This is a genomic window from Arthrobacter horti (assembly GCF_030731045.1).
Taxonomy (GTDB): Bacteria; Actinomycetota; Actinomycetes; order Actinomycetales; family Micrococcaceae; genus Arthrobacter_E; species Arthrobacter_E nanjingensis.
This window is the reverse complement of the sequence record NZ_JAVALS010000005.1, coordinates 124,968-148,553: the sequence shown is the minus strand read 5'-3', so window position 1 is coordinate 148,553 and position 23,586 is coordinate 124,968. Positions and strand designations below refer to the sequence as shown.

General features: G+C 67.4%; 23 protein-coding genes and 1 riboswitch. Of the genes, 13 read left to right on the top strand and 10 right to left on the bottom strand.

Annotated features, from left to right (window positions below):
- The first annotated feature begins 60 nt into the window (after positions 1-60).
- The 5 genes from Q9R02_RS09680 to Q9R02_RS09660 all read left to right on the top strand — a co-directional run bounded on the left by Q9R02_RS09680 (position 61) and on the right by Q9R02_RS09660 (position 5,123).
- The gene (locus Q9R02_RS09680; protein ID WP_305996468.1) at positions 61-1,236 is read left to right on the top strand and encodes a branched-chain amino acid ABC transporter substrate-binding protein; all 1,176 of its coding nucleotides are present in this window, start codon (positions 61-63) and stop codon (positions 1,234-1,236) included.
- Positions 1,237-1,318: 82 nt separating this feature from the next.
- Positions 1,319-2,350 (top strand): branched-chain amino acid ABC transporter permease, encoded by a 1,032-nt coding sequence (locus Q9R02_RS09675; protein WP_305996467.1) that lies wholly within the window; start codon positions 1,319-1,321, stop codon positions 2,348-2,350.
- The gene (locus tag Q9R02_RS09670; protein ID WP_305996466.1) at positions 2,347-3,543 is read left to right on the top strand and encodes a branched-chain amino acid ABC transporter permease; all 1,197 of its coding nucleotides are present in this window, start codon (positions 2,347-2,349) and stop codon (positions 3,541-3,543) included. Before Q9R02_RS09675 ends, Q9R02_RS09670 begins: the two co-directional genes overlap by 4 nt.
- On the top strand, positions 3,536-4,423 hold the full coding sequence (locus Q9R02_RS09665; RefSeq protein ID WP_305996465.1) for an ABC transporter ATP-binding protein: 888 nt from the start codon (positions 3,536-3,538) through the stop codon (positions 4,421-4,423). The genes Q9R02_RS09670 and Q9R02_RS09665 overlap by 8 nt, the downstream gene beginning before the upstream one ends.
- On the top strand, positions 4,410-5,123 hold the full coding sequence (locus tag Q9R02_RS09660) for an ABC transporter ATP-binding protein (protein WP_305996464.1): 714 nt from the start codon (positions 4,410-4,412) through the stop codon (positions 5,121-5,123). Before Q9R02_RS09665 ends, Q9R02_RS09660 begins: the two co-directional genes overlap by 14 nt.
- A 94-nt stretch (positions 5,124-5,217) precedes the next feature.
- On the opposite strand, the gene Q9R02_RS09655 is transcribed toward Q9R02_RS09660, so the two are convergent.
- A complete protein-coding gene (locus Q9R02_RS09655; RefSeq protein ID WP_305996463.1) occupies positions 5,218-6,045 on the bottom strand; it encodes an aldo/keto reductase in 828 nt (275 codons plus the stop codon).
- A 40-nt stretch (positions 6,046-6,085) separates the two neighbouring features.
- Entirely contained in the window at positions 6,086-7,276 is a 1,191-nt protein-coding gene (locus Q9R02_RS09650; RefSeq protein ID WP_305996462.1) for an MFS transporter, read from the bottom strand.
- Positions 7,277-7,437: 161 nt separating this feature from the next.
- Here Q9R02_RS09650 and Q9R02_RS09645 point away from each other — a divergent pair, with 161 nt between their 5' ends.
- The 4 genes from Q9R02_RS09645 (at position 7,438) to Q9R02_RS09630 (ending at position 10,185) form a co-directional block, all read left to right on the top strand.
- Positions 7,438-7,890, top strand: coding sequence for a MarR family winged helix-turn-helix transcriptional regulator (locus Q9R02_RS09645; RefSeq protein WP_305996461.1), 453 nt, complete (start codon positions 7,438-7,440; stop codon positions 7,888-7,890).
- 439 nt (positions 7,891-8,329) lie between these two features.
- On the top strand, positions 8,330-8,569 hold the full coding sequence (locus tag Q9R02_RS09640) for a helix-turn-helix domain-containing protein (RefSeq protein ID WP_425279250.1): 240 nt from the start codon (positions 8,330-8,332) through the stop codon (positions 8,567-8,569).
- Positions 8,562-8,996 (top strand): Clp protease N-terminal domain-containing protein, encoded by a 435-nt coding sequence (locus Q9R02_RS09635; protein WP_305996460.1) that lies wholly within the window; start codon positions 8,562-8,564, stop codon positions 8,994-8,996. The genes Q9R02_RS09640 and Q9R02_RS09635 overlap by 8 nt, the downstream gene beginning before the upstream one ends.
- Positions 8,997-9,141: 145 nt before the next feature.
- Entirely contained in the window at positions 9,142-10,185 is a 1,044-nt protein-coding gene (locus tag Q9R02_RS09630) for an FUSC family protein (RefSeq protein ID WP_305996459.1), read from the top strand.
- Positions 10,186-10,188: 3 nt separating this feature from the next.
- Here Q9R02_RS09630 and Q9R02_RS09625 read toward each other — a convergent pair whose 3' ends face one another.
- Both Q9R02_RS09625 and Q9R02_RS09620 read right to left on the bottom strand, forming a co-directional pair.
- Positions 10,189-10,524, bottom strand: a complete 336-nt coding sequence (locus tag Q9R02_RS09625) for a DMT family transporter (protein ID WP_305996458.1) — start codon at positions 10,522-10,524, stop codon at positions 10,189-10,191.
- Positions 10,525-10,839, bottom strand: coding sequence for a DMT family transporter (locus Q9R02_RS09620; RefSeq protein WP_305996457.1), 315 nt, complete (start codon positions 10,837-10,839; stop codon positions 10,525-10,527). It lies immediately after the preceding gene.
- Between the two features lie 10 nt (positions 10,840-10,849).
- A riboswitch (guanidine-III (ykkC-III) riboswitch) is annotated at positions 10,850-10,913 on the bottom strand.
- 106 nt (positions 10,914-11,019) lie between these two features.
- On the opposite strand from Q9R02_RS09620, the gene Q9R02_RS09615 reads away from it, so the two are divergent.
- Positions 11,020-11,880 (top strand): Bax inhibitor-1/YccA family membrane protein, encoded by an 861-nt coding sequence (locus tag Q9R02_RS09615; protein WP_305996456.1) that lies wholly within the window; start codon positions 11,020-11,022, stop codon positions 11,878-11,880.
- 264 nt (positions 11,881-12,144) lie between these two features.
- Here Q9R02_RS09615 and galK read toward each other — a convergent pair whose 3' ends face one another.
- The 6 genes from galK to Q9R02_RS09585 all read right to left on the bottom strand — a co-directional run bounded on the left by galK (position 12,145) and on the right by Q9R02_RS09585 (position 20,141).
- Entirely contained in the window at positions 12,145-13,308 is a 1,164-nt protein-coding gene (gene galK, locus Q9R02_RS09610; RefSeq protein WP_305996455.1) for a galactokinase, read from the bottom strand.
- Complete coding sequence (galT, locus tag Q9R02_RS09605) at positions 13,305-14,489, bottom strand: galactose-1-phosphate uridylyltransferase (RefSeq protein WP_305996454.1); 1,185 nt, start codon at positions 14,487-14,489, stop codon at positions 13,305-13,307. Before galT ends, galK begins: the two co-directional genes overlap by 4 nt.
- Positions 14,490-14,589: 100 nt before the next feature.
- Complete coding sequence (locus Q9R02_RS09600) at positions 14,590-16,791, bottom strand: alpha-galactosidase (RefSeq protein WP_305996453.1); 2,202 nt, start codon at positions 16,789-16,791, stop codon at positions 14,590-14,592.
- A 102-nt stretch (positions 16,792-16,893) separates the two neighbouring features.
- Positions 16,894-18,249 carry an ABC transporter substrate-binding protein gene (locus tag Q9R02_RS09595; RefSeq protein ID WP_305996452.1) on the bottom strand — a complete coding sequence of 452 codons (1,356 nt, stop codon included), beginning with the start codon at positions 18,247-18,249 and terminating at the stop codon, positions 16,894-16,896.
- Positions 18,250-18,287: 38 nt separating this feature from the next.
- Positions 18,288-19,184, bottom strand: coding sequence for a carbohydrate ABC transporter permease (locus Q9R02_RS09590; protein WP_305996451.1), 897 nt, complete (start codon positions 19,182-19,184; stop codon positions 18,288-18,290).
- Between the two features lie 9 nt (positions 19,185-19,193).
- Positions 19,194-20,141: a carbohydrate ABC transporter permease gene (locus Q9R02_RS09585; protein ID WP_305996450.1), complete on the bottom strand. Its 948-nt coding sequence runs from the start codon at positions 20,139-20,141 to the stop codon at positions 19,194-19,196.
- Positions 20,142-20,274: 133 nt separating this feature from the next.
- Between Q9R02_RS09585 and Q9R02_RS09580 the strand changes: the two genes are divergently transcribed.
- Genes Q9R02_RS09580 through Q9R02_RS09570 form a run of 3 tightly spaced genes read left to right on the top strand, consistent with a single transcriptional unit; the run spans position 20,275 to position 23,540 of the window.
- Positions 20,275-21,519, top strand: a complete 1,245-nt coding sequence (locus tag Q9R02_RS09580) for a Gfo/Idh/MocA family protein (RefSeq protein ID WP_305996449.1) — start codon at positions 20,275-20,277, stop codon at positions 21,517-21,519.
- 1 nt (position 21,520) lies between these two features.
- Positions 21,521-22,564 carry a LacI family DNA-binding transcriptional regulator gene (locus Q9R02_RS09575; RefSeq protein WP_305996448.1) on the top strand — a complete coding sequence of 348 codons (1,044 nt, stop codon included), beginning with the start codon at positions 21,521-21,523 and terminating at the stop codon, positions 22,562-22,564.
- A gap of 46 nt (positions 22,565-22,610) precedes the next feature.
- Positions 22,611-23,540, top strand: coding sequence for an aldose 1-epimerase family protein (locus tag Q9R02_RS09570; RefSeq protein WP_305996447.1), 930 nt, complete (start codon positions 22,611-22,613; stop codon positions 23,538-23,540).
- Positions 23,541-23,586 lie beyond the last annotated feature (46 nt).

The following is a 23,586-nucleotide window of genomic DNA, read 5'->3' as shown; positions in this document are numbered from 1 at the left end:
ATGTACAGGAAGAAAGCCCTTTCAGTCACGGCAGTTGCAGCTGTAGCGCTCAGCATGCTGATGTCAGGTTGCGCCAATCAGAGCGGCCCCAGCTCCACGGGCACCTCAGGCGGCGACAACGGCAAGGTGAACATCCCGTCGATCTCCACGGTGGACGTCCCCAAAGCCGCGGTGCTCCCCGCCGGGGACGGCAAGGCCACGTGTGCTGCCACCACCACACTCGCGTACGCCGGTGCGGAAACCGGCCCCAACGCCCAGCTGGGCATCAACATTTTCAACGGCATCCAGCTGGCCGTCAACCAGCACAACGCCGCCAACCCCGGCTGCCAGGTGCAGTTCAAGAAGTTCGACACGGAAGGTGACCCCAACAAGGCCACCGGCCCGGTCACCCAGATCGTGTCTGAAGCGGACATCATCGGTGTGGTCGGTCTGCCGTTCTCCGGTGAATCCAAGGCCACGGGCAACATCTTCGAGCAGAAGAAGCTGGTGCACATCACGCCGTCGGCCACCAACCCGAACCTGACCAAGAACGGCTGGACCACCTTCTTCCGTGCGCTGGGCAATGACGCTGTCCAGGGCCCGGCCGCGGCCAAGTTCCTCACGGACAAGCTGCAGGCCAAGAAGGTTTACGTGGTCCAGGACGATTCGGATTACGGCATCGGCCTCGGCACCCAGACCTCCCAGGCTCTCGGCTCCGCCATGGTCGGCTCTGACAAGGTCATCACCGGCCAGAAGGACTTCTCCGCGGTGATCTCCAAGATCATGAACGCCAAGGCCGACACGGTCTACTACGCCGGTTACTACGCCGAGGGTGCGCCGTTCGACCAGCAGTTGGTGGCCAAGGGCTTCACGGGTTCCTTCGTGGGCCCGGATGGTGTGAAGGATGACCAGTTCATCAAGCAGGCCGGCGACGCATCGTCCAACGCCTTCTTCACCTGCCCCTGCATCCCGGGTGAGCTGATCCCCACCTTCGAATCCGAGTACAAGAAGCTGGCCAACGCCGAGCCCGGCACCTACTCCATCGAAGGCTACGACGCCGCCACCGTCCTGCTCTCCGGCATCGACCACGGCAAGCAGACCCGCGAGGACCTGCTCTCCTGGGTCAAGTCCTACGACGCTGATGGCCTGTCCAAGCACTACAAGTGGGATGCCACCGGCGAACTGGCCACGCCTGACGTCTACGGCTACAAGGTCGAAAACGGCAAGATCGCTCCGATCGGCGTGATCGGCAAGTAAGGCCGGCCGTCTCACGAGAATGCTGGGGGTAAGCACTGGTGCGTACCCCCAGCATTTCTCTTGATCACCTCAGGAAGATCCTATGATCAGTGAAGCAATCCCCAGCCTCATCCATGCCGTGCCGATGGCCGTGCCCATGGACGACACCTGGATCACCTTTGACGTCAACTCTCTGGCAGAGAATTTCTGGAGCTCAACCTTCGACGGCCTGACGTTCGGTGCCATCTACGCCCTGGTGGCCCTTGGCTACACGCTCGTGTACGGCGTCCTCAACCTCATCAACTTCGCCCATTCGGAAGTGTTCATCGTGGGCTGTTACGGCGTGTTCTTCACCCTCAGCGCACTCAACTTCGGCCCATCCGCACCTCATCTGCCGTTCTGGGCCATTGTGGGCAATCTGCTCCTGGCTCTGGTGGTGGCCGTCATCGCCTCCGCCCTCACGGCCGTGATCGTGGAGCGCGTGGCGTACAAGCCGCTGCGCCGGCGTAAAGCCCCCCGGCTGGCGTTCCTCATCACAGCGATCGGTGTCTCCTTCGCCATCCAGTACCTCATCTACTGGTGGCGCGGACCCAGCCCCGAGGCGGCTCTGACGATGTTCCGCCCCACGCCGATCTTCGACGTGTTCGGCACCATCGTCGACTCTCAGCAGCTGGTGATCATCATCGCCGCCGTCATCCTGATGGTGGCCACGGACCAGTTCATCCGGAGGTCCAAGACCGGCCGCGGCATCCGCGCGGTGGCCCAGGACCCGGATACGGCGACGCTCATGGGCGTCAACAAGGAAAAGATCATCCTCACCACCTTTGCGATCGGCGGTCTCCTGGCCGGTGCGGCGGCCCTGTTCTACGTCATGAAAATCCCGTCCGGTGTGCAGTACAACGGTGGATTCATCCTGGGCGTCAAAGCCTTTGCCGCAGCAGTCCTGGGCGGCATCGGCAATGTGCGCGGCGCTCTCCTGGGCGGCTTGCTGATCGGTCTGATTGGCAACTACGGACAGGTCCTGCTGGGCAGTTCCCAGTGGACGGACGTCGTGGCGTTCGTGGTCCTGGTCCTGGTGCTGGTCGTGCGTCCAGATGGCATTCTGGGAACCTCGCTTGGAAAGAGTAAGGCATGAGCACCACAGAAGGCCCCACCCTGATCCCAGACTCTGCCGCCGCCCAGGCGATGGCCGACCGCGAAGCCAAGGGCCGTCGTCGTCGGGGCTGGTTCCCCGGCCTTGGCGACAAATGGAACGCCCTCCCGCGCCACATCCAGTGGCTGTGGCTCATGGTGGTCGTGGTCATCGCGTACCTGCTGCCCATCCTGAACCCTCCGTTCATCACCACCGAACCCGGCAACAACTGGCAGATCGCCCTGGCGCAGATGTCCGTCTACGCTCTCGTCGCCGTGGGCCTGAATGTGGTGGTGGGCTACGCCGGGCTCCTGGACCTCGGCTATGTGGCCTTCTTCGCCGTGGGTTCCTACACGGCGGCGATGTTCACCAGCCCGGACTCGCCGTACCTCCACATCCCGTACCTGTGGACTCTGCCGCTGGCCATGGCGATCACCATGTTCTTCGGCGTGTTGTTGGGAGTTCCCACGCTGCGTCTGCGCGGTGACTACCTGGCCATCGTCACGCTCGGCTTCGGTGAGATCGTGCGCATCCTGGCCACCATCATCCCGGCCATGAAAGGCCAGGTGGGTTTCCAGAATGTGGGCCATCCTCCGGGAACTGACGCTAACGGCGACCCGATCTTCCTGAATTCGAACGGCACACCCTGGTACTGGCTGACGCTGACGGTCATCATCATCGTGCTGCTCCTGGCGGGAAACCTGGAGCGCAGCCGGGTGGGCCGGGCCTGGATCGCCATCCGCGAGGATGAGGATGCCGCAGAGATCATGGGTGTTCCCACCTTCAAGTACAAGGTCTGGGCGTTCGCCATCGGTGCGTCCGTGGGTGGCCTCTCCGGAGCGCTGTTCGCCGGGCAGGTGGGCTTTGTGAACAATCAGAAGTTCGACATCGCCACGTCCATCCTGTTCCTGGCTGCCGTGGTTCTGGGCGGCACGGGCAACAAGGTCGGCGCTATTCTGGGCGGTTCCCTGGTGGCGTACATCCCGCTGCGGTTCACGTCGATTGCGGAGTTCAAGTACCTCATCTTCGGTGTGGCGCTGGTGCTGATCATGATCTTCCGTTCGGCCGGCCTGCTCCCGGCACGTCAGCGTCTGCTGGCGTACGGGCGTCTGGCGTACAACAAGCTCAAGGAACCCCCGATGAGCAGACGCGTCCAGGTGACCACGGACGGCGGGAAGGAGGCCGGTGATGAGTGAAGCGGTCGAGCCGGAAATCGACGTCGACGCTCTGAAGGAACAGGGCGTGGACCTCAAGGTCGCTGAGAAAGTGGCACCGGAACGGGACAGTCCGGTCAAGGTGGGGGAGCCGCTGGTCCAAGTGGAGAACCTGACCATGAAGTTCGGCGGTCTCACGGCCCTGGACAAGGTCACCTTCGACATCAACCGCGGCGAGATCCTGGGTCTGATCGGCCCCAATGGCGCCGGGAAGACCACCTGCTTCAACGCCATGACGGGCGTGTACAAGCCGACGTCCGGGACGGTCAAGCTGGAAGGCAAGGCACTCAACGGCCTGCCCCAGCACAAGATCACCCGGCGCGGCCTGGCCCGCACGTTCCAGAACATCCGCCTCTTCGGAGAGATGACGGCCCTGGAGAACGTGGTGGTGGGATTGGACGCCCGCCACAGGACAAGCGTGGGCGGTGCCCTGCTCCGGCTCCCCACGCATGTCCGGGAGGAGAAAAGCGCCATCGAACGCGGCATGGCACTCCTGGAATTCGTGGGCATTGCGGATCATGCGCAGTTCCTGTCCCGGCATCTGCCGTACGGCTATCAGCGCAGGCTGGAAATCGCGCGCGCGCTCGCCACGGATCCCAAGGTCCTGTGCCTGGACGAGCCGGCTGCCGGCTTCAACCCGGCAGAGAAGGAAGAGCTCATGGCGCTCATCCGGACCATCCGGGATGACGGCTACACGGTCCTTCTCATTGAGCACGACATGAGGCTGGTCATGGGCGTGACGGACCGCATCGTGGTGCTGGAGTTCGGCAAGAAGATCGCGGACGCCGTGCCCAAGGAGATCCGTGAGAACCCGAAAGTCATATCCGCCTACCTCGGGGAGCCTGAAGATGAGCTTGCTTGAGCTGAAGAACGTGTCCGTTCACTACGGGCGCATCCAGGCCATTCACAACATGTCCTTCACGGTGGAGGAAGGCGAGATCGTCTCCCTGATCGGCGCCAATGGTGCCGGGAAGACCACCACCATGAGGACCGTCTCCGGCCTGCTGAACCCGTCCTACGGGAGCATCAGCTTCATGGGCCAGGACATCACCTCCATGAAGGCCCACATCCGTGTGGTCAAGGGCATTTCCCAGGCGCCGGAAGGCCGCGGCATCTTCCCGGGCATGACGGTCATGGAGAACCTGAACATGGGCTCGTACGGCCGTAACGACAGCTCCGGTATCGCCAAGGACCTGGAACGGGTTTTTGACCTGTTCCCCCGTCTGAAGGAGCGGTCCAAGCAATTCGGCGGCACCATGAGCGGTGGCGAGCAGCAGATGCTGGCCATCGGCAGGGCCCTCATGTCCAACCCCAAGCTGCTGCTCCTGGATGAGCCGTCCATGGGCCTGGCCCCGCAGTTCATCCGCCAGATCTTCAAGATCATCACGGAGATCAACGACCAGGGCACCACGGTGCTGCTGGTGGAGCAGAACGCCAACCAGGCGCTGGCCCGCTCACACCGTGCGTTCGTCCTGGAGACCGGGTCCATCACTCACCGGGGAACCGGCAAGGAACTGATGGCCAACCCGGCCATCAAGGAGGCCTACCTGGGCGTTGCCTGACGCACGGCTGACGTGCAGAAGTCCCCGGAACCGCCGCGGTTCCGGGGACTTCTGCACGTCATCGACGGCGGGCCGTCACCCGTTGCTGAACAGTTCAGCCGTTGAAGCTGGCCGGGTGGGGGCCGGTGCGGCCGTCGCGCTCCAGGCCGTCGATGGTGGTGAGTTCCTCGGCGCTCAGTTCGAAGCCGAAGACGTCCAGGTTTTCCGCGATGCGGGACGGGGTCACCGACTTCGGGATGACCACGCGGCCCTGCTGCAGGTGCCAGCGCAGGATGACCTGGGCCGGGGTGCGGCCGTGCTTCTCCGCGATGGCCAGGACGGAGGGGTCCTTCAGGGCGGCGCCCTGGGCGAGGGGGCTCCACGCCTCGGTCGCGATGCCGCGCTCGGCGCCGAAGGCCTGGACGGCACGGTTCTGCAGGGCCGGGTGGAGCTCCACCTGGTTCACCGCGGGCACCACGGTGGCCTCGGTGAGCAGCTGCTCGAGCTGATCCGGCTCGAAGTTGGAAACGCCGATGGCGCGGACGCGGCCGTCGGAGAAGATCTTCTCCAGGGCCTTCCAGGTGTCGATGAAGCGGCCATTGGCGGGGGCCGGCCAGTGGATCAGGTAGAGGTCCAGGTAGTCCAGGCCGAGCTTCTCCAGGCTGGCGTCGTACGCGGCCAGGGTCTCCTCGAAGCCCTGCTCGGAATTCCAGACCTTGCTGGTGATGAAGAGGTCTTCACGGGCGATACCGGACTCGGCGATCGCCTGGCCGACGCCGCGTTCGTTGCCGTAGATGGCGGCGGTGTCGATGCTGCGGTAGCCGGCCTTCAGGGCTTCAGACACGGCGGCGGTGGTCTCCGCGTCAGGGACCTGGAACACGCCGAAACCGAGCTGGGGCATCTCGACGCCATTGTTCAGGGTGATGGTGGGGACGGTGTTCATGGATCTTCTTTCGTCGGGTTGTGGAACGGAAGCCGGGTGGTCAGGCAGCGGTCGTGACGGGTTCGACGTCGGCCGGGGCCGGGGTTTCGCGTCGTGCCTTGGCGGCCGCGATGATCATGATGATCAGGGCCGGGACAGTGATCAGCGCACCGGTCCAGACGGGGGAGGCGTAGCCGAGGCCCGCGGAGATCGCGACGCCGCCGGCCCAGGCGCCCAGGGCGTTGCCGATGTTGAACGCGCCGATGTTGGCGCCGGAGGCCAGGGTGGGTGCCCCTCCGGCGTAGTGCATGATGCGGGACTGGAGGCCCGGTACGGTGCCGAAGCCGAAACCGCCCATGACGAACAGGGCGACGGCGGCCACCACCGGGATGGAGGCCAGCAGGCCGAAGAGGACCAGGGTGACCAGGAGGCCGGCGACGAAGGCGATCAGGGTGCCGTCGATGCTTCGGTCCGCCAGACGTCCGCCGATCCAGTTGCCCACGAACAGGCCCAGGCCGGAGAGGATGAGGAGCCACGGCACGGCGCTGCTCGGGTACCCGGAGACCCCGGTCAGGGTGTAAGCCATGTAGGTGAAGGCGCCGAACATGCCGCCGTAGGCGAGGATGGTGATCACCAGGGACAGCCAGACCTGGCCGTTGCGGAAGGCGCGGAGTTCGTGTCGGAGGCCGGCGGCCTGCGCATCCTTGTTCAGTGCCGGGACCAGGGTCGCGATTCCGATGAACGCGATCACACCCGTGGCGGAGATGACCCAGAAGGTGGAGCGCCAGCCGAGCTGCTGGCCCAGGAGGGTGCCGAATGGGACGCCCAGGACGTTGGCGGCGGTGAGGCCGGTGAACATGATGGCCACGGCGCGGGCCTTCATGGACGGTGCCACGAGGCCTGCGGCCACGACGGAACCGATGCCGAAGAAGGCGCCATGGCAGAGGGCCGCGAGAATGCGGCCGGTCAGCATGACCTCGTAGGACGGTGCGATCGCGGAGAGCGTGTTGCCGACGATGAAGAGTCCGAGCAGGCCCAGCAGCACGGGCTTGCGGGGAAGGCGGGTGGTGGACGCGGTGAGGAACAGGGCGCCGACGGTGACGGAGAGGGCGTATCCCGAGATCAGCCATCCGGCGGTCGCTTCCGACACCCCGAAGTCGCCGGCGACCTCGGGAAGGAGACCCATGATGACGAACTCGGTCAGCCCGATCCCGAAGGCCCCGAGCGACAGCGCGATAAGACCGATAGGCATGATGCGTGCACTCCTGCTGGTCGCGCGCACGGCCTGCCATGTGAACCGGAGGGGACGATGCGCTACACTGGAATTAGTTGCAAACGCTTTATATTGCAGTTGCAGATACAATAATTGCACACGCAATGAATGATTGCAACCCAGAGCACCCGGGAGGTTTCATGAGCATCGATGACAATGCGGTCGAGGTCCGTACCCAGGGCTGGCGCACGCTTGCCGCATTGCACGGCATGATCGAGACCGCCCTGGAGCGTGCACTGACGGATGCGGTCAAGCTGTCCGTGGTTGAATACACCGTGCTTGATGCGCTGAGTCGTCAGGATGGCTGGCATATGCGAATGCAGCAGCTGGCGCAGGCCACGGCGCTGAGCCCGAGTGCGACGACGCGCCTGGTCACCCGCCTGGAGGACCGGGCGCTCCTGACGCGCATCCTCTGCGCGGATGACCGCCGCGGGATCTACACCGAGCTCACGGTCAATGGCCGCGTACTGTATGAGAAGGCCAAGCCGATTCATGACGACACGCTGGAGCGGATCCTCAACGAAGCCGCGCAGCGGCCCGAGCTGGCCGGTCTCGCCGGTGCACTGCATGAATTCTCGGCGCCCGTCGCCTGAGTGAACGCCGCAGGCCTCGCCCGGCACACACCGAAAGCTCCTTCCGCTGGGGAAGGAGCCTTCGGCGTTCCTGGAGGATCTTCACTCACCTCCGATGAGTCTGTTCACTCTCAGGGTCTGGGGATTCGCGGGAATCGGGACGAGGGGGGCGTCCGGTTCCCGGTGGACCGGCTCCCGCCGGGCCGGTCAGGGGCTCCTCCGCGGTTGAGTGCGGTCAGGGGTCCCGGTGCCGGCCTGCGGGTTCCGGTGTGCGGTCAAGGTCGTTCCGCGTTCCAGTCTTGAGGCTCGTCCGGATCATGTCAATACATTTTTGACTTTCATGTGACAAAAATTATCAACAGGGACGCGGCTTCAGTTCCGGAGCCGGAGTGGTCGGCCGGGGATCTCGAAGGCGGTGCGACTCGCGCCGTCGATGTCAGTTTTCCTTGACAATTGCGGCGTGTCAGTTCAAACTGACGGCATGGGCATCGAAGATCCGGCGAACGAGCCGCTCGACATCGATCCGGAGACCGGCCTCCGGGCGGCCACCGCACTCCGCCGGCTCGCGGAACGGGTGGAGGCCACCCATGTGGCGGCGGCCCGCCGGGCCGGATGGTCGTGGGAGCAGATCGGTGCCGCACTCGGCGTCACCAGACAGTCGATTCATGCGAAGTACGGGAAGGCGGACCACCATGTTTGAGCGATTCACACGTCAGTGCCGGGATGCCGTGACTCTGGCGCTCGCCGAGGCCGGGAGGCGGGGAGACCGCAAGGTCGGAACCGGCCACCTTCTTTACGGGACACTTCACGACCCGGAGGCGGCGCGGGCGCTGGGGGCAGGAGCGGAGGACGTCAGGAGAATCGAAGACCGTCTGGACCGGGACGCCCTCGCCGCCGTCGGCGTCGATCTTCAGGATTTCGGGCCGCTGGCCCCGGCCGTCGGCGCCCTCCATCTGCCGTTGACCCCCGGCGCCAAGACGGCTCTGAAAAGAGCTCTGGGCCATGCCGTCCAGGAGAAGTCCCGGACCATCGGGACCCGGCACCTGCTGTCGGCCCTGCGGGAGTGTGCCGGGACCGAGCCGGCCGCCGTGATCCTGGACCGGCTGCACGGGCGGGAAGGGTCCTGAGCCTGGCCCGGGTGCTCCTGTGGCAGTCGTCCGTGGCGGCGCCGCCGACTTAAAATCGATACCGGGGAGTGACAGCTCTCCGGTACTTCTGCGAGCCGGCCGACGGCGGAAACCCGGCCCGCTCGCATCCTCGACGGAAGGCATTGTGGGCATTCTTCAGAAACTGGGCCGCGAACTCTTCGCCACCGGCCCCGCCGGGAACCACGGCGTGGCCGCAGTGCGGGTGGCCGTCAGCGTGGCCGTCCCGGTGCTGGCACTCCTGGCGATCGGGCATCCGGAGCTGACCCTCTATGCGGTGTTCGGGGGGTTCACCAGCATGTACGGCCGGTGTGAACCCCACTTCTGGCGCGTGGTCCACCAGCTGGAGGCCTCCGTCCTACTCCTGTCCGCCGTGCTGATCGGCACCCTGCTGTCCGAAGCGCACGCACCCGTCGGCACCCTGGTCCTGGTGGAGGCCTGCTTCGCCTACGTGGGTTCGATGGCAGCGGACGCCGCCAAGCTCAATCCGGTGGGACCGTTCTGGGCGCTGTTCGCCCTCGGCGCCTCCGCCTCAGTGGCCCAGCCCCAGCCGCTCTGGATCCCCCTGCTCATCGGAGGCGCGGCTTCCGCGGTCAGCATCATCTTGAGTCTGGCCGTCTGGCGTTTCCTGCCGGACGCCTCGCCGGACATGCGGCGCATCCGCATCGAGAGTCCCTGGCGCAGCTCCCGGATCCGGCGGCACGCGCTGCGGTATTTCCTGGCCGTGGGCATCGCGGGAGCGGCGGGGCTCGCCAGCGGCTGGGGCCATCCCTACTGGGCCATGGCCTCCGCGGCGGTCCTGCTCGCCGCCGGTTCGCCCCGCGCCCGGCTGATCCGCGGCGTACATCGCATGCTCGGCACGCTCGTGGGCATCGGCCTGACCGCGCTGATTCTCTGGCCGCAGCCCCCGCTGATGGTGCTCGTCCTGCTCATCCCGGTGCTGCAGTTCCCGTCCGAGCTGTTCATGCGGCACCATTTCGGGACGGCCCAGGCGTTCTTCACCCCCGTCGTCCTCCTGGTGACCCTCCTCGCGAGCCCTGCGGCCGACCCCGCCAGGGTCCTGATGGACCGGGCGCTCGAGACGCTCCTGGGTGCTGCCATCGGCATGGCCGTGGCCGTGCTGCTGCGCGACCGCAAACCCGGTGGCCGCCCCGCCGTCGTCGCTGCCTGAATGTCAGTGGCCGCCCGGCGTGCTGGACGGCAGGAGCTTCAGACCGCCGACGGCGGCGATGATGCCGCCGATGAACAGCAGCTTGAGCGGGCTCACGCCTTCGTGGCCGGTGGCCATGGCGTATCCGACCGTCAGGGCGGCGCCCACGCCTGTCCACACGGCGTAGGCGGTGCCCATGGGGATGTGCTTGGCGGCCCAGCCGAGCCCGGCCATGCTGAGCACGAGCCCGACGGCGAACACCAGGACGGGGATGGGCCGCGTCAGTCCGTCGGAGAGCCCCAGAGCTGTGGCCCAGACGGCTTCGAGGACGGCGCTTGCGAGCAGGACGATCCACGGCATTCAGCTCACCGCCTTCAGACCGACCACGCTGCCCACCAGCAGGGCCAGGAGGGCGATGCGCGCCACGGTGGCCTTCTCCTGCCGGGTGATCATGGCCCAGACCGCCGTGAGGCATGCGCCGATGCCGACCCACACCGCATAGGACGTGCCCACGGGGAGTTCCTTCATGGCGTAGGCGAGCCCGGCCATGCTGGCGATGGAGCTCACCAGGAACAGGGCGGCGGGTTTCCATCTGCGGAAGCCCTGGGATGCGGCCAGGGCCGATGCCCACACCGCCTCCAGGACTCCGGAGACGATCAAGACGATCCATGACATGGTGGTTCTTCCTGAGTCAGTCTTGTCCTGTGCGGGTACTGCTCCCTCGTCCGCAGACCGGTCACGGCCTCCCACCGAGTCTAACCCGGTGGCCTGCGACGACCGGGAACTGTTCCTCCCGCCCGGCCGTTGACCTTGGTAGCTTGGACTTATTCGCACCGAATCCAGGAGGGACGTCAAATGGCTGCCGGTGGCAACCCGATCTTCAACGGAAAGAACTTCCGGGGGGCGCTGCAAGCGCCGCCGCCCCCGAATGCCCAGAATCAGTACGGGCAGACACATCAGATTCAGCAGGAGCTCTCCGCGGCGCAACTGCAGCAGATGTACTCCCAGCCGTCCGCGGGGCCGGCCCAGACCGGCCGGATGACCTTCGACGATGTCATCATCAAGACGCTGCTCTGCCTGGGTGCCGTCCTGGTGGGCGCCGCCATCACCTGGTTCAGCAGCTTCGGCGTGGCCGCTCTGCTCATGGTGGTGGGTGCCCTGGGCGGCTTCGTCCTGGCCATGGTGAACACCTTCAAGAAGGAGCCGGTCCCGGCGCTGATCCTCAGCTACGCTGGCCTTGAGGGCTTGTTCCTGGGCGGGCTCACCAAGGTCCTGGAGGCCCGGCTTCCCGGCATCGGCCTGCAGGCCGTCATCGCCACGCTGGCCGTGTTCGCCGTCACCCTGCTGCTCTTCACCTCGGGCAAGGTGCGCGCCACGCCCAAGATGATGCGCTTCTTCCTCATCGCCATGCTGGGTTACGCGGCCTTCAGCCTGGTCAACCTCTTCCTCATGATCTTCGGCGTGGTCCAGGACCCGTGGGGCCTGCGAGGCAGTGTCCACATCTTCGGCATCCCGCTGGGTGTGTTCGTCGGCCTGCTGGCCGTGGTGCTCGCCGCGTTCTCCCTGATCATGGACTTCACCAACATCGAGGCCGGCGTCCACAACGGTGCCCCGGCCCGCTACTCCTGGACCGCGGCTTTCGGCCTCACGGTCACCCTGGTGTGGCTGTACGTGGAGCTGCTGCGGCTGATCGCCATCCTGCGGGGCAACGACTGACCCACGCCGCGCTCCCCGAAGCAAGGCCGAATCGCCGCTTCGCGTCGGCGCCCCTCACCGAAAGGTGAGGGGCGCCGACGTCGTTGATGTCCCAGTGCTGCCTCGTCGAAGCAGGGTGGTCCCCGGCCCTTCCGCTGAAACAGTGGGTTTCCGCTGAGACAGTGGGTTTAAACCACTGTCTCAGCGGAAACCCACTGTTTCGCGCCGAGACAGCCCAGGGGTGGCGCCGAGACGGCCCACTGTTTTGCGCCGAGGGGACCGGTGTCACGCCAGCCGGCGGGCGCCTTCGGCCGGGGTGACCGTGAAGAGGTGCGGCTCCGTGAAGCCGGCCTCACGGAAGGCGTCCAGGACCGCGGTCCGGACCTCCGATTCCAGCGCGCGGGGAGTCAGGGCGATGGCCGAGCCCCCGAATCCGCCGCCGGTCATGCGGGCGCCGATCGCCCCGGCTTCGCGGGCAGCGCTCACGGCGAGGTCCAGTTCGGGGCAGGAGATCTCGAAGTCGTCCCGCATGGAGACATGGCTGGCATCGAGGAGCCCGCCGATCGCCGCGGCGCCGGCGGACGTCAGCGTGGCCACCGTCTCCAGCACCCGCGCGTCCTCCGTCACCACGTGGCGCACGCGGCGGAACGTGATGTCGTCCAGCAGCGCCTGCGCCCGGGGGAGGTCGTCCACGCCGAGGTCTCGGAGCGCCGGGACGCCCAGAGCCGCCGCGCCCGCCTCGCACGCCGCCCGGCGGCTCGCGTAGCCGCCGTCGCTGTGGGAGTGCGCCACACGCGTGTCGATCACGAGCATGACCAGACCATCGGCCTTGGCGTCGAAGGGGATGAGCTCCACATGCTGGTCCCGGCAGTCCAGGAACACGGCATGGCCGCGCTCGCCGCGCAGGGACGCCGACTGGTCCAGGATGCCGGTGGGCGCGCCGACGAAGTCGTTCTCGCCCTTCTGCGTCAGCAGCACCAACTCCTGCGGGCTCAGGGTCGCCCCGGACAGCTCCGCCAGCGCCGTGATGGTGGCGCATTCGATGGCGTGGGAGGAGGAGAGCCCCGAACCGAGCGGCACGGTGGAGTCCAGGTACAGCTCGAACCCTGGAACTGCGATCCCATGCTGCTCCAGGGCCCAGGCGACGCCCAGGGGATAGGTGGACCAGCCGTAGTCGCCGCGCGGCTCGATCGCGCCCAGGCTGAACTCCTGCACCTCTGCCGAACCCTGCGCTGACACGAGCCTGACCGTCCGAGTGCCCGGCAGGGCCTTCACGGCCACGCGGGCCCGCAGATCGATCGCGAAGGGCAGGACGAAGCCCTCGTTGTAGTCCGTGTGCTCGCCGATCAGATTGACGCGCCCCGGCGCCATCCACACGCCGTCCGGAGCGTGCCCGAAGGCGCTGCGGAACGCGTCGACGAGGTCCTGTTCGGAGGAGGAAGTGGTCATGCCGGCAGTCCTTGCGTGGGTGCGGTGATCGTGTGAAGTGCGGCGGTGTGAGGGACGACGACGCCGCGCCCCGGCGCCGGGTAGGGCGAGACGGCGGCGCGGAGCCGGGCTGCCACGGCCTCCGGGGTCACGTCGTTGATGAACGCCCCCATGGCCGCTTCGGAGCCGGCCAGGTATTTCAGCTTGTCCGCCGCCCGGCGCGGGGACGTCAGCTGGAGATGGAAGCCCATGGCCTCACGATAGCCGGGGGCCAACGGGGCCTGGTGCCACGCTGCGATGTACGGAGTGGGGGAGCCGTAGACCCCGTCCACCCGGCCCAGGAGGTCCAGATAGAGACCGGTGAGTTCGTCCTTCTCCTCCGGGGTCAGGGCCGCGAAGTCCGGCACGCGGCGATGCGGGGCGAGGTGCACTTCCAGGGGCCAGCGGGCGGCGAAGGGCACATAGGCGCTGAAGTGCTCACCCTCCAGGACCATGCGCGAGCCGTCCTGACGCTCCTGCCGGACCACGGTCTCGAGGAGCGATTCCCGGTGGGCCGTCTCACCCCAATGGGCGACGGCGGTGCGGGCCATGGCCTCCGCGCGCGGAGTGACGTACGGGTAGGCGTAGATCTGGCCATGGGGGTGGTGCAGGGTCACACCGATGTCCGCACCGCGGTTCTCGAACGGGAACACCTGCCGGATCCCGGGCAGGGCGGAGAGCTCGGCGGTCCGGTGGGACCAGGCCTCCACCACGGTGCGGGCGCGGTCCCAGGGGAGCTCCGCGAAGGACCCGGTGTGGCTGGGGGTGAACGTGACCACCTCGCAGCGACCCGAGGCGGGAGCCAGGGTTCCCCAGCCCGGATTGCCGGGGATCTCTCCCAGGACCGGGCCCAGCGAGGGGAAGCGGTTCTCGAAGGCGACCACCTGGTAGTCGTCCGCCGGGATCTCCGTGGAGCGCCCGGGTGTGCTCGGGCAGATGGGGCATTCGTCGGCCGGGGGCAGATGCGTGCGGCTCTGCCGGTGCGCCGCGACGGCGACCCACTCGCCGCTGAGCGCATCGAACCGCACCTCGCCGGAACCGTCGGCCCCGGTGGCGCGCGGGGTCAGGCCACGGAGATCCGTGGCGGGGACCCTGCCCGGGGCCTCGTCGAAGTAGAGGATCTCGCGGCCATCGGAGAGCCGCGAGCGTGTCACATGAGTCATGGATGTCCCTGTTCCTGGACGGAGTGGAAGCCGATGCATGGTTCTATCAACAACAAACATTAAAGCACAATAGTTAACAACGGGGCTGTGCCGGACCTGGTCAACCGACCTCGGTGACCCGCAGCAGCAGCGCGTGCTCTGGGCGGAGCACCGGCAGCGGCAGCCCCACGTGCTCCAGGAATGCGCCGCTCGCCGTGAAGCCGTCTTCCAACCAGCTCGGCGGGGAGATCTGCACGAAGGGGCTCACGGCGTCGCCTTCCACCGTCTTCGGTAGATCCTCCGAGGTCGGCATGAGTGCCTCCACGTGGTAGTTGCGGCGCGGGTCCAGCCCCGGCAGCCCCGCCCGGCCGGGCAGCTCGGCGGCCAGAGTGCCCAGCATGACCGCCGCGTAGAGCGCCTCCGAGCGGTCCTGCGCGACGACGCCGTGCAGTCGCAGGCGCTCATCGCCCAGGTCGGCGTTCACCTGGGTTCCGGAGTGGAGCAGGGGGCGGTGCTCCTTGTAGACGGCGATGATCCGGCGGAGCACCGTCCGGTCCCGCTCGGTGGCCTGGCGGATGTCCCACTCCATGCCGAAGTGCCCGAAGAGGGCCGTGATGGCGCGGAAAGTCACGTCGTGCACGCGGCCGGTGGTGTGCGAGTGCGTCGGGCCCACATGTGAGCCCACCAGCTCCGGCGGCAGCACCGCCTGGGTCCAGCGCTGGATGGTCTGCCGTTCCAGGGCGTCGTTGCAGTCGGAGGCCCACACCCGGTCCGTCCTCTGCAGGACGCCGAGGTCCACGCGGGCACCACCCGAGGCGCAGGATTCGATCTCCACCTCGGGGTGCGAGACCTTGAGCACGTCCAGGAGACGGTAGTAGGCCAGGGTCTGCTCATGCACCGAGGACCGTCCGCAGTGACCGTGCTCGGCCAGGTCGCGGTTCTGGTCCCACTTCAGATAGGCGATCCGGTTCTCGTTCAGGAGCGCGTCCAGGCGGCCGTGGATGTACTGCCAGGCGCCGGGGTTGGCGAGGTCCAGGATGTGCTGGTGCCGCCACTCCAGGGGCAGGCGCCCGCCCTCCGTGTGCGGTGCACGGGCCGGCCCGGCGATCCAGTCCGGGTGTTCCCGGGCCACATCCGAATCCAGGTTGACCATCTCCGGCTCCACCCACAGCCCGAACTCCATGCCGAGCCCGGTGACGTGATCGATGAGCGGCGTCAGACCGTCCGGCCAGAGCGCCTCGTCCACGAACCAGTCGCCCAGCCCGGCGTGATCGTCCCGGCGGCCGCGGAACCAGCCGTCGTCGAGCACATACCGCTCGGCTCCCAGCGCGGCACCCGCGGTGGCCAGTTCCTTCAGCGGCTCCAGGCGGTGATCGAAGTAGACGGCCTCCCAGGTGTTCAGGACTACGGGCCGCAGGCGTCCGGAGGTGGTGTCCACATGGTGCGGGCGGGCACGGAACCACCGGTGGAAGCGTTCCGTGACACCGTCCAGGCCGCGGGCGGAATACGCCGCGTACAGGACCGGGGTGGAGTAGTGCTCGCCGGGCGCCAGGGTCACCTCGGCCGGTCCGAGCAGCTCCGACGCGCCCAGCATCCGGCGGCCGTCCGCGAGCGAGTCGAGGAACTGTTCGTGGTTGCCGGACCAGCCGAAATGCGTGGCCCACACCTCGCCGCGGCGGTTCCCGAAACCGGGCGTTCCGGCGGCCACGAGGAGGGAGGAATCGTGCCCGGTGCGCCCATGTCGGCCGCTGCGGACCCACGTGCCCTGCCGGATGTCGTGGCGCTGCGGGTGGTTCTCCCGGCACCAGCGGCCCGTGAGGTCCAGCAGTTCGCCCGCCTGCCCGGGAAGGGGCAGGACCAGCGCGAGCTCCTCCAGGAAATACGGGGTGGAGCCGGTGTTGCTCAGCTCGTGGCTGATCTCCAGCAGACCGCCGGGGTTCAGGATCAGGGTGGTCGCCACCTCGACGCCCGCCTCCTCGTCCCGCTGCAGGAGGTGCGCTGTCTGCGCGCCGCGGGCATCCGGCGGCAGGAGCCCGGCCTCCACCACCCGCAGGCGAGGGGAGAAGTCGAAGCCGGGCATGCCGTCGTCGTCCAGCCGGTGGCCGCGCAGTCCCGCACGGCCCAGCCAGCCGGAGGACGCCTGCGGGATGAGGCCGGCGACGACGGGCACGTCCAGTGCCGAGTGCGGCACCGGGTTTGTCAGCCGGCTGAGATCAGGGAGGTCCGCGCCGAGCGCTGCGCCCCAGTGGGCGATCTGTGCCTCGCCGGAGTCGAAGGAGAGGACCAGGCTGGTCCCGGCGGCGGAGAGGTGGAGGGGGTTCATGGGAACTGCCTTCGCTGGACGGAGGGGGTGGAGGACGACGACGGCTGGTCACCGTGGCGGGCGGCTTTGAGGACCCTGCCCGCCACGGCGGTCTTGGTTGCGCTACTTGGTGAAGAGCGCGTTGACCTGCTCATTCGCAGCGGTGAGCGAGCCGGCTGGGGACTTTCCGGACAGAATGGCGTCCGCCACCGGAGTCAGGATGCCGCCCACCTTGGCGGCGTTGTCCGTGATGGGCAGGAGGAAGGTGGTCTTGTCCTTCACGTGCTGGGTGAAGGGCGTGACCTCGATGCCCTTCGCCTTGAAGGCGGCTTCGGCCTTGTCCGTGGAGCTCTTGATGGCGGGGAACACCACGGCCTTGGCAGCGACCACGTCCTGGCACGTGGCGGAGGCGAGGTACTCGGCCCACTTGATGGACGCGTCCTTCTTCTTGGTGCCGGCCCAGATGGAGTCCGCCAGGCCGTTGAACATGGACATGCTTTTGCCATTCACGCCGGCAGGAGTCGGCGCGATGCCGACATTGATGCCCTTGTAGCCCTTGTACTGGTTGATCATCCAGTCACCATTGGTGTTGATGGCGGCCTTGCCGGCGCCGAAGCTGTCCGCCATGCTGGCGCCCACGGTGGTCTCCAGCTTGGGCATGTAGCCCTTCTGGATCAGGCCGGCCCACCAGGTGTAGACGTCCTGGACCCGCTTGTCATCGTAGTTGTAGTGCGTGCCCCACGGGTTCTTGTCCGTGGTGGTCCAGCCGGTGGTGGCGGCCAGGAAGCTCCACTGGGTCTGGCCGGCGTTCTCGATGTCCGAATTGTTCAGCCCCAGGCCGTAGACGGCCACGTTGTTCTTGTCGAAGCCGGGCTCGTCGCCGCGCTTGCCGTTCTTGTCCAGGGTCAGGTGGGCGATGGCCTTCTCATACGTGCCACCGTCCTGTGGGTTCCAGCTCAGCTTGGACATGTCGGCGTCCGTGAGGCCTGCCTTGGTCACCATGTCCTTGTTGTAGAAGACGGAGACGGTGTCCCAGTCTTTCGGCAGCCCGTAGCGCTTGCCGTCCTGGCCCACCCAGAGGTCGGCCAGCCCGTCCTGGTACTGCGTGAGGTCGATCTTGTCCTGGGCGACCGCGTCGTCCAGGGGGAGGAGCTGCTTGGTCTTCAGGAACTCCGGGTACTTGGCCAGGTGATCCGTGAAGACGTCCGGTGCGGTTCCGCCGGCCATGCTGTTGGTCAGTTTGCCCCAGTAGTCGCCCCAGCCGATCTGGGTGATCTTGACCGTGAGATCGGGGTGTGCCGCGTGAAAGTCGTCGGCGCACTGCTGGTAGGCGGGGAGCTGGTTGGCGTCCCAGAGCCAGTAGTCGATCTGGCCGGAGGCGCTCGAGCCGCCGGATCCGCAGGCGCTGAGGGTGGCGGCGGCGACAGCGGCGACAGCCAGGGCGCCCAGGGCCTTCGTGGTGGTGGGGAAATTCTTCATCGTGGTGCTTTCTCTTGGTGCCGGAGGGCAGGGGGAGTTCACTTGGTGCCGTTGAAACCGATGGAGTTGACGATCTTCTTGCCGAAGAGGCCGAAGATGATGAGGACGGGGATGGCGGAGACCAGGGTGGCGGCCATCAGGCCGGACCAGTCCGGGGCGCCTTGCGGGGACTGGGACTTGAAGACGCCCAGGCCCACGGTGAGGACGCGGGAGCTCTCATCGCCACCGACCAGGAGCGGCCAGAAGTAGTCGTTCCACTGGCCCATGAAGGTCAGCAGGGCCAGCGTGGCCAGGGGTGCGGCGGCATTCGGCAGGACGATCCGGAAGTAGATCCGCCAGTGGTCGGCGCCGTCCAGCATGGCGGCCTCCTCCACTTCGCGGGAGAAGTTTAGGAAGAACTGCCGCATGAAGAAGATGGCGAACGGTGTCATGAAGACGTAGGGGAGGACCATGCCCGCCATGGTGTTCAGCAGGCCCAGGTTCTTCACGAACAGGAAGTTCGGCAGGGCCGTGAAGATGCCGGGCACCAGCACGGTGCCGAGGAAGAGGGCGAACACCTTGTCCCGGCCCTTCCAGTGGAGCCGTGCGAACGCGTAGGCGGCCAGTGAGCTGAAGAAGACGGCGCCCGCCGTGGTGATCCCCGCGTAGAGGACCGAGTTCAGGAGGTAGCCCCAGAAGTTGATGGAGCCGCCGGAACCGCCTTCCGCGATCGCCTCGGAGGGGCTCTGCAGCCCGAAGACGCGCTGGAAGGCGCCCAGATTGAAGTCGGCGGGAAGAAGACTGGCCGAGTTGGCGGCGAGGGAGCCGTTGGTGGACAGAGCCGTGCGGAGGACCCAGTAGAAGGGCAGGACGCTGACCGCGATGGCCAGGGCCAGGCAGATCAAGGCGACGACCTTGCCGGGGGTGATGCGGCGGGCTGTGCGTTGTGTGCTCACGGGGCGCTCCTAGTCCAGGTCCGATTCGTTGCCGCGCAGGAACTTCATCTGGAGGATCGCGACCACCATGAGGATGAGGAACAGGATCACGGCGATGGCGGAGCCGTAGCCGAAGTCCTGTTCATTGAAGGCGCGCTGGAAGATGTAGTACTGGAGCACCCGGGTGGCGTTCACCGGGCCGCCGCCGGTGGTCACGGCGACGGTGTCGAACACCTGGAAGGAGCCGGTCACGGTCAGGACCAGGACCAGGGCGAGAACCGGCCGCAGCAGCGGAAGGGTGATGCGCCCGAAGGTCTGGAATGGACCCGAGCCGTCCAGCCGGGCGGCCTCGTAGAGGTTGCCTGGGATGGCCTGGAGGCCGGCGAAGATCAGGAGAGCCGTGTAGCCCATGTTGCGCCAGGTGTTGATGAGGGCCTGGGTGGGGATGGCCCAGCCCTCATCACCGAAGAACGCCACGCGCGGCAGGCCGAGCCATTCGATGATCTGGTTCACGATGCCGATCTGATAGTCCAGCATCCAGAACCAGAGGAGAGCCGCGATCACGTTCGCCATGAGATAGGGCATCAGGAGCGCGCCCCGGACCCAGGTGGATCTGGCCACGTGATGCATCAGCAGCGCGAGCCCCAGGGCGATGGCGGTCTGCAGGACGATGTTGATGACGACGTACTCGACGGTCACCCACAACGCGTTCCAGAACAGCGGGTCCTTCGCGATGGCTTGGTAGTTCTTCACGCCCACCCAGTCCGGGTCTCCCAGGATCGAATAGTCGGTGAAGCTCAGGTAGATGCCGCGGATGGTGGGCACCAGGTAGAAGAAGACCAGGCCGATCAGTGCGGGGAGGATGAAGACGAGCGCGATCTTCAGGTCTCCTGAGGTGCGGCGGCGTGCGGGTCCTCCCCGCCGGGGCCTTCCGGGCCTGGTGCCGGCGCTCCTGCCGGCGAGTACTGGGGTAGCCATGATGACCTCCATCGGTGTGATATGGCTTACAACTGTCGATGAATCTACACGAGTAACTTTCTGATGATCAAGAGTTTTCAGGCAACTTAATTGATCTATTGACTCGAGTAGATCGACGGTGCACACTCGTGGCATGACTCAGAGCACACCGTTCTCCCTCGGCATCGTCGGCGCCGGCCAGTTCTCCGGCCAGTTCTCCAAGCTGTTCGCGGCGCACCCCTTCGTGACGGACGTGTACGTCACGGACCTGCTGCCCGAGCGCGCCGCCGCTCTGGTGGGGCAACAGGGCCTCAGTGGCACCTTCGCGAGCTTCGAGGAGATGCTGGCGAGCGACGTCGACGCCGTCGCCATCTTCACGCAGCGGTGGACGCACGGGCCGCTGGTGGTCCAGGCACTCCGCGCCGGCAAACATGTCTACTCCGCGGTGCCCATGGCCATCAGCGAGGCGGAGATCGCCGCCATCATCCAGGCCGTGCAGGAGACCGGCCTGAGCTACATGATGGGGGAGACCAGCTACTACAACCCGGCCACCGTCTACGCCCGGGACCGCGTGGCCGAGGGCGCCTTCGGCCGGATCTTCTACGCCGAGGGCGACTATGTCCACGACATGGACCTCGGCTTCTACGCCGCCTATCAGTACAGCGGCGGCGAGGACTGGCGGAGCACCGCCAGCTACCCGCCCATGCTGTACCCGACCCATTCGATCGGCGGCGTGCTCGGTGGGATCGGCGGCCACCTCACGAGCGTCAGCTGCGTCGGTGTCCGCGACGACCGTGGCGATGGCGTCTTCGACCGGGACATCAGCCGGTTCGGCAACGACTTCTCCAACGCCAGCGCACTCTTCGAGCTCGACGGCGGCGGCAGCGTCCGGATCAACGAGTTCCGCCGCGTCGGGTACCCCTCCCACCTGCGGGAGAGCCGCTTCCGCTTCTTCGGCACCGAGGCCAGCTTCGAGCAGCTCGTGGAGACCGCCGTCTGGCAGGACAAGGAGGGCTTCACGGACGTGAGCGAACAGATCAAGACGCTTCCGAGCCTCCCGCTGGACGATCCCTCCCTCGCCGGCCTGGACCCCGCGCTCCGGGACGCTTTCGTCTCCGGGCTCGCCCCCGTGCACGACGCCGGCCGCCTCCCCGAAGCGCTGCGGGCGCTGTCGAGCGGCCACGAAGGAAGTCACGCCTTCCTCGTGGATGACTTCGTCACCGCGGTGGCCACCGGCACCCTGCCGCCGGTCAACGCCTGGGTGGCCGCCCGCTTCACCCTGCCCGGCGTCGTCGCGCATGAATCCGCTCTCCGCGGCGGCGAGCGGCTCCCGATCCGCGATTTCGGGGACGCCCCCGCGGCCCTCCCGGCGGCCGGAACCGCCGGGTCGCGCGGCTAGCATGGTCCTCATGCCGGACCTCTCCGCCTCGCCTCGCCCCGTCGTCACGCGCAAGGACGTCGCCCGTCTGGCGGGCGTCAGCACCGCCGTCGTGAGCTACGTGGTCAATGGCGGGCCGAAGAACGTCTCCCCGGCCACGGAGGAGAAGGTCAGGCAGGCCATCGCCGCGCTCGGCTACCGGCCCAACATCGCCGCACGGGCCCTGAAAGTGGGGTCCTCCCAGATCCTGGGCATGGTGGTGCCCAAGATCAGCAGCCCCTTCTTCGCCGGCCTGGCGAAGGCCGTGGAGCAGGCAGCCGAGGAGCGGGGCTTTGCGATGCTGCTGGGCGACTCCCGGGATTCCCTCGCGGTGGAGTCGCGCCATCTGCGCAACTTCGTGGACCGCCAGGTGGACGGGGTGTTCCTGTGTTCGGTGGTGAACCACCGCCCGGACGTCAGTGAGCTGGACGGGCGGGGCATCAAGACCGTCCTGCTCAACTTCTCCGAATACCCCTTGCCGTTCGACGCGATCGGCCCCGAATTCGTGGGCAGCTCCCGCCAGGCCGTGGAGCACCTGGCCGGCCACGGCCACCGGGACATCGCACTGGTCCAGGGCCTTGTCACCGGGAACACCCTGGACGGCCGCGAACAGGGCTGGCGGGACGCACTGGAGGGCCTCGGCCTGCCTGAGGGCCGGGTCATCCGCTGTCCGTTCGACCGGGCCGGCGGATATGAGGCAGGGCGCCGCTTCCTGGCGCTTCCGCAGCGGCCCACGGCCGTGTTCATCACCTCGGACGAACAGGCGGTGGGATTCCTGCGCGCCATGCATGAAGCGGGGGTGAGGGTGCCGGAGGACGTGGCGGTCTTCTCCTTCGACGGCTCCGAAGAGGCCGAGTTCACCTGGCCTCCGCTGAGCACGGTGCGCCAGCCGGTGCAGGAGATGGCCGAGGCGGCCGTGCGCGCCATTATCGGCTCCGGCCGGGACGATCCGGCGAGGATCCAGGTGTTCCCGTGCGAGCTGGTGCTGCGCCGCTCGTGCGGCTGCGGGACCACGCATTCCGGGTGAGCCGCGGGACGTATCGCTGGCCGGGCCTTCCCGGTACGGTGGTGCCATGCCCGCACACGCTGACACCCCCTCGACCTGCGCCAGTGGCGCCCAGTACCGGCTGGAACGCGGCGGCGCCGTCGTCGTCGTGACCGAGCTGGCGGCGGCTCTCCGCAGCTTCGCCGTGGGCGGCGTGCCCGTCACCGAGACGTTCACGGATGAGCAGATCCCGCCCGGCGCCTGTGGCATCACGCTGGCTCCCTGGGCCAATCGGGTGGAGGGCGGCCGCTGGATGCTCGACGGTGCGGTGCAGCAGCTGGACATCACCGAGGTGCCGCGGAACAACGCCATCCACGGGCTGCTGCGCAACGCCCCGTACGCCTGCGTGGAGCAGGGGCCGGCGCATGTGGTGCTGGAGTCGCCCATCTTCCCCCAGCACGGGTACCCGTTCCTCGCACGTCACCGCGTGCGCTATGAACTGGAGGCCTCCGGCGCGCTCACGGTCACCCAGACGTTCGCCAACGACGGCGCGGCTGCCGCCCCCGTCGTGCTCGGCGCGCACCCTTACGTGAAGCTCGGGGATCTGAGCCCGGAGCAGCTCACGCTCACCGTCGCCGCGGACTCGTGGCTGGAAGCGGACGAGCGTCTCATTCCGCGGGCCGTGCGCGCCGTGGACGGGGTCCACGATCTCCGCGGTGGCGCCCCTCTGGCCGCGCTGGACACGGACACCGCGTACACGGGCCTCAGCCGCGGTGAGGACGGGCGGGCGCGCACCGTGCTGCGCGGAGATGACGGCCGCGAGGTCACGCTCTGGCAGGACGAGCACTGCGGCTACGTCCACATCTTCGCGTCCAAAGGCTCCTGGGGCGGCCCGAAAGCGCTCGCCGTGGAACCCATGACGGGGCCGGCGAACGCGTTCAACACCGGCGCCGGACTGACCTGGGTGGAGCCGGGCCAGGAGTTCAGCATGAGCTGGGGGATCGCCGCGTCCTGGTGACGGAGAGGGTGCCCGCAGGGCCACTGTCCGGTCCGCCGGACGCCCG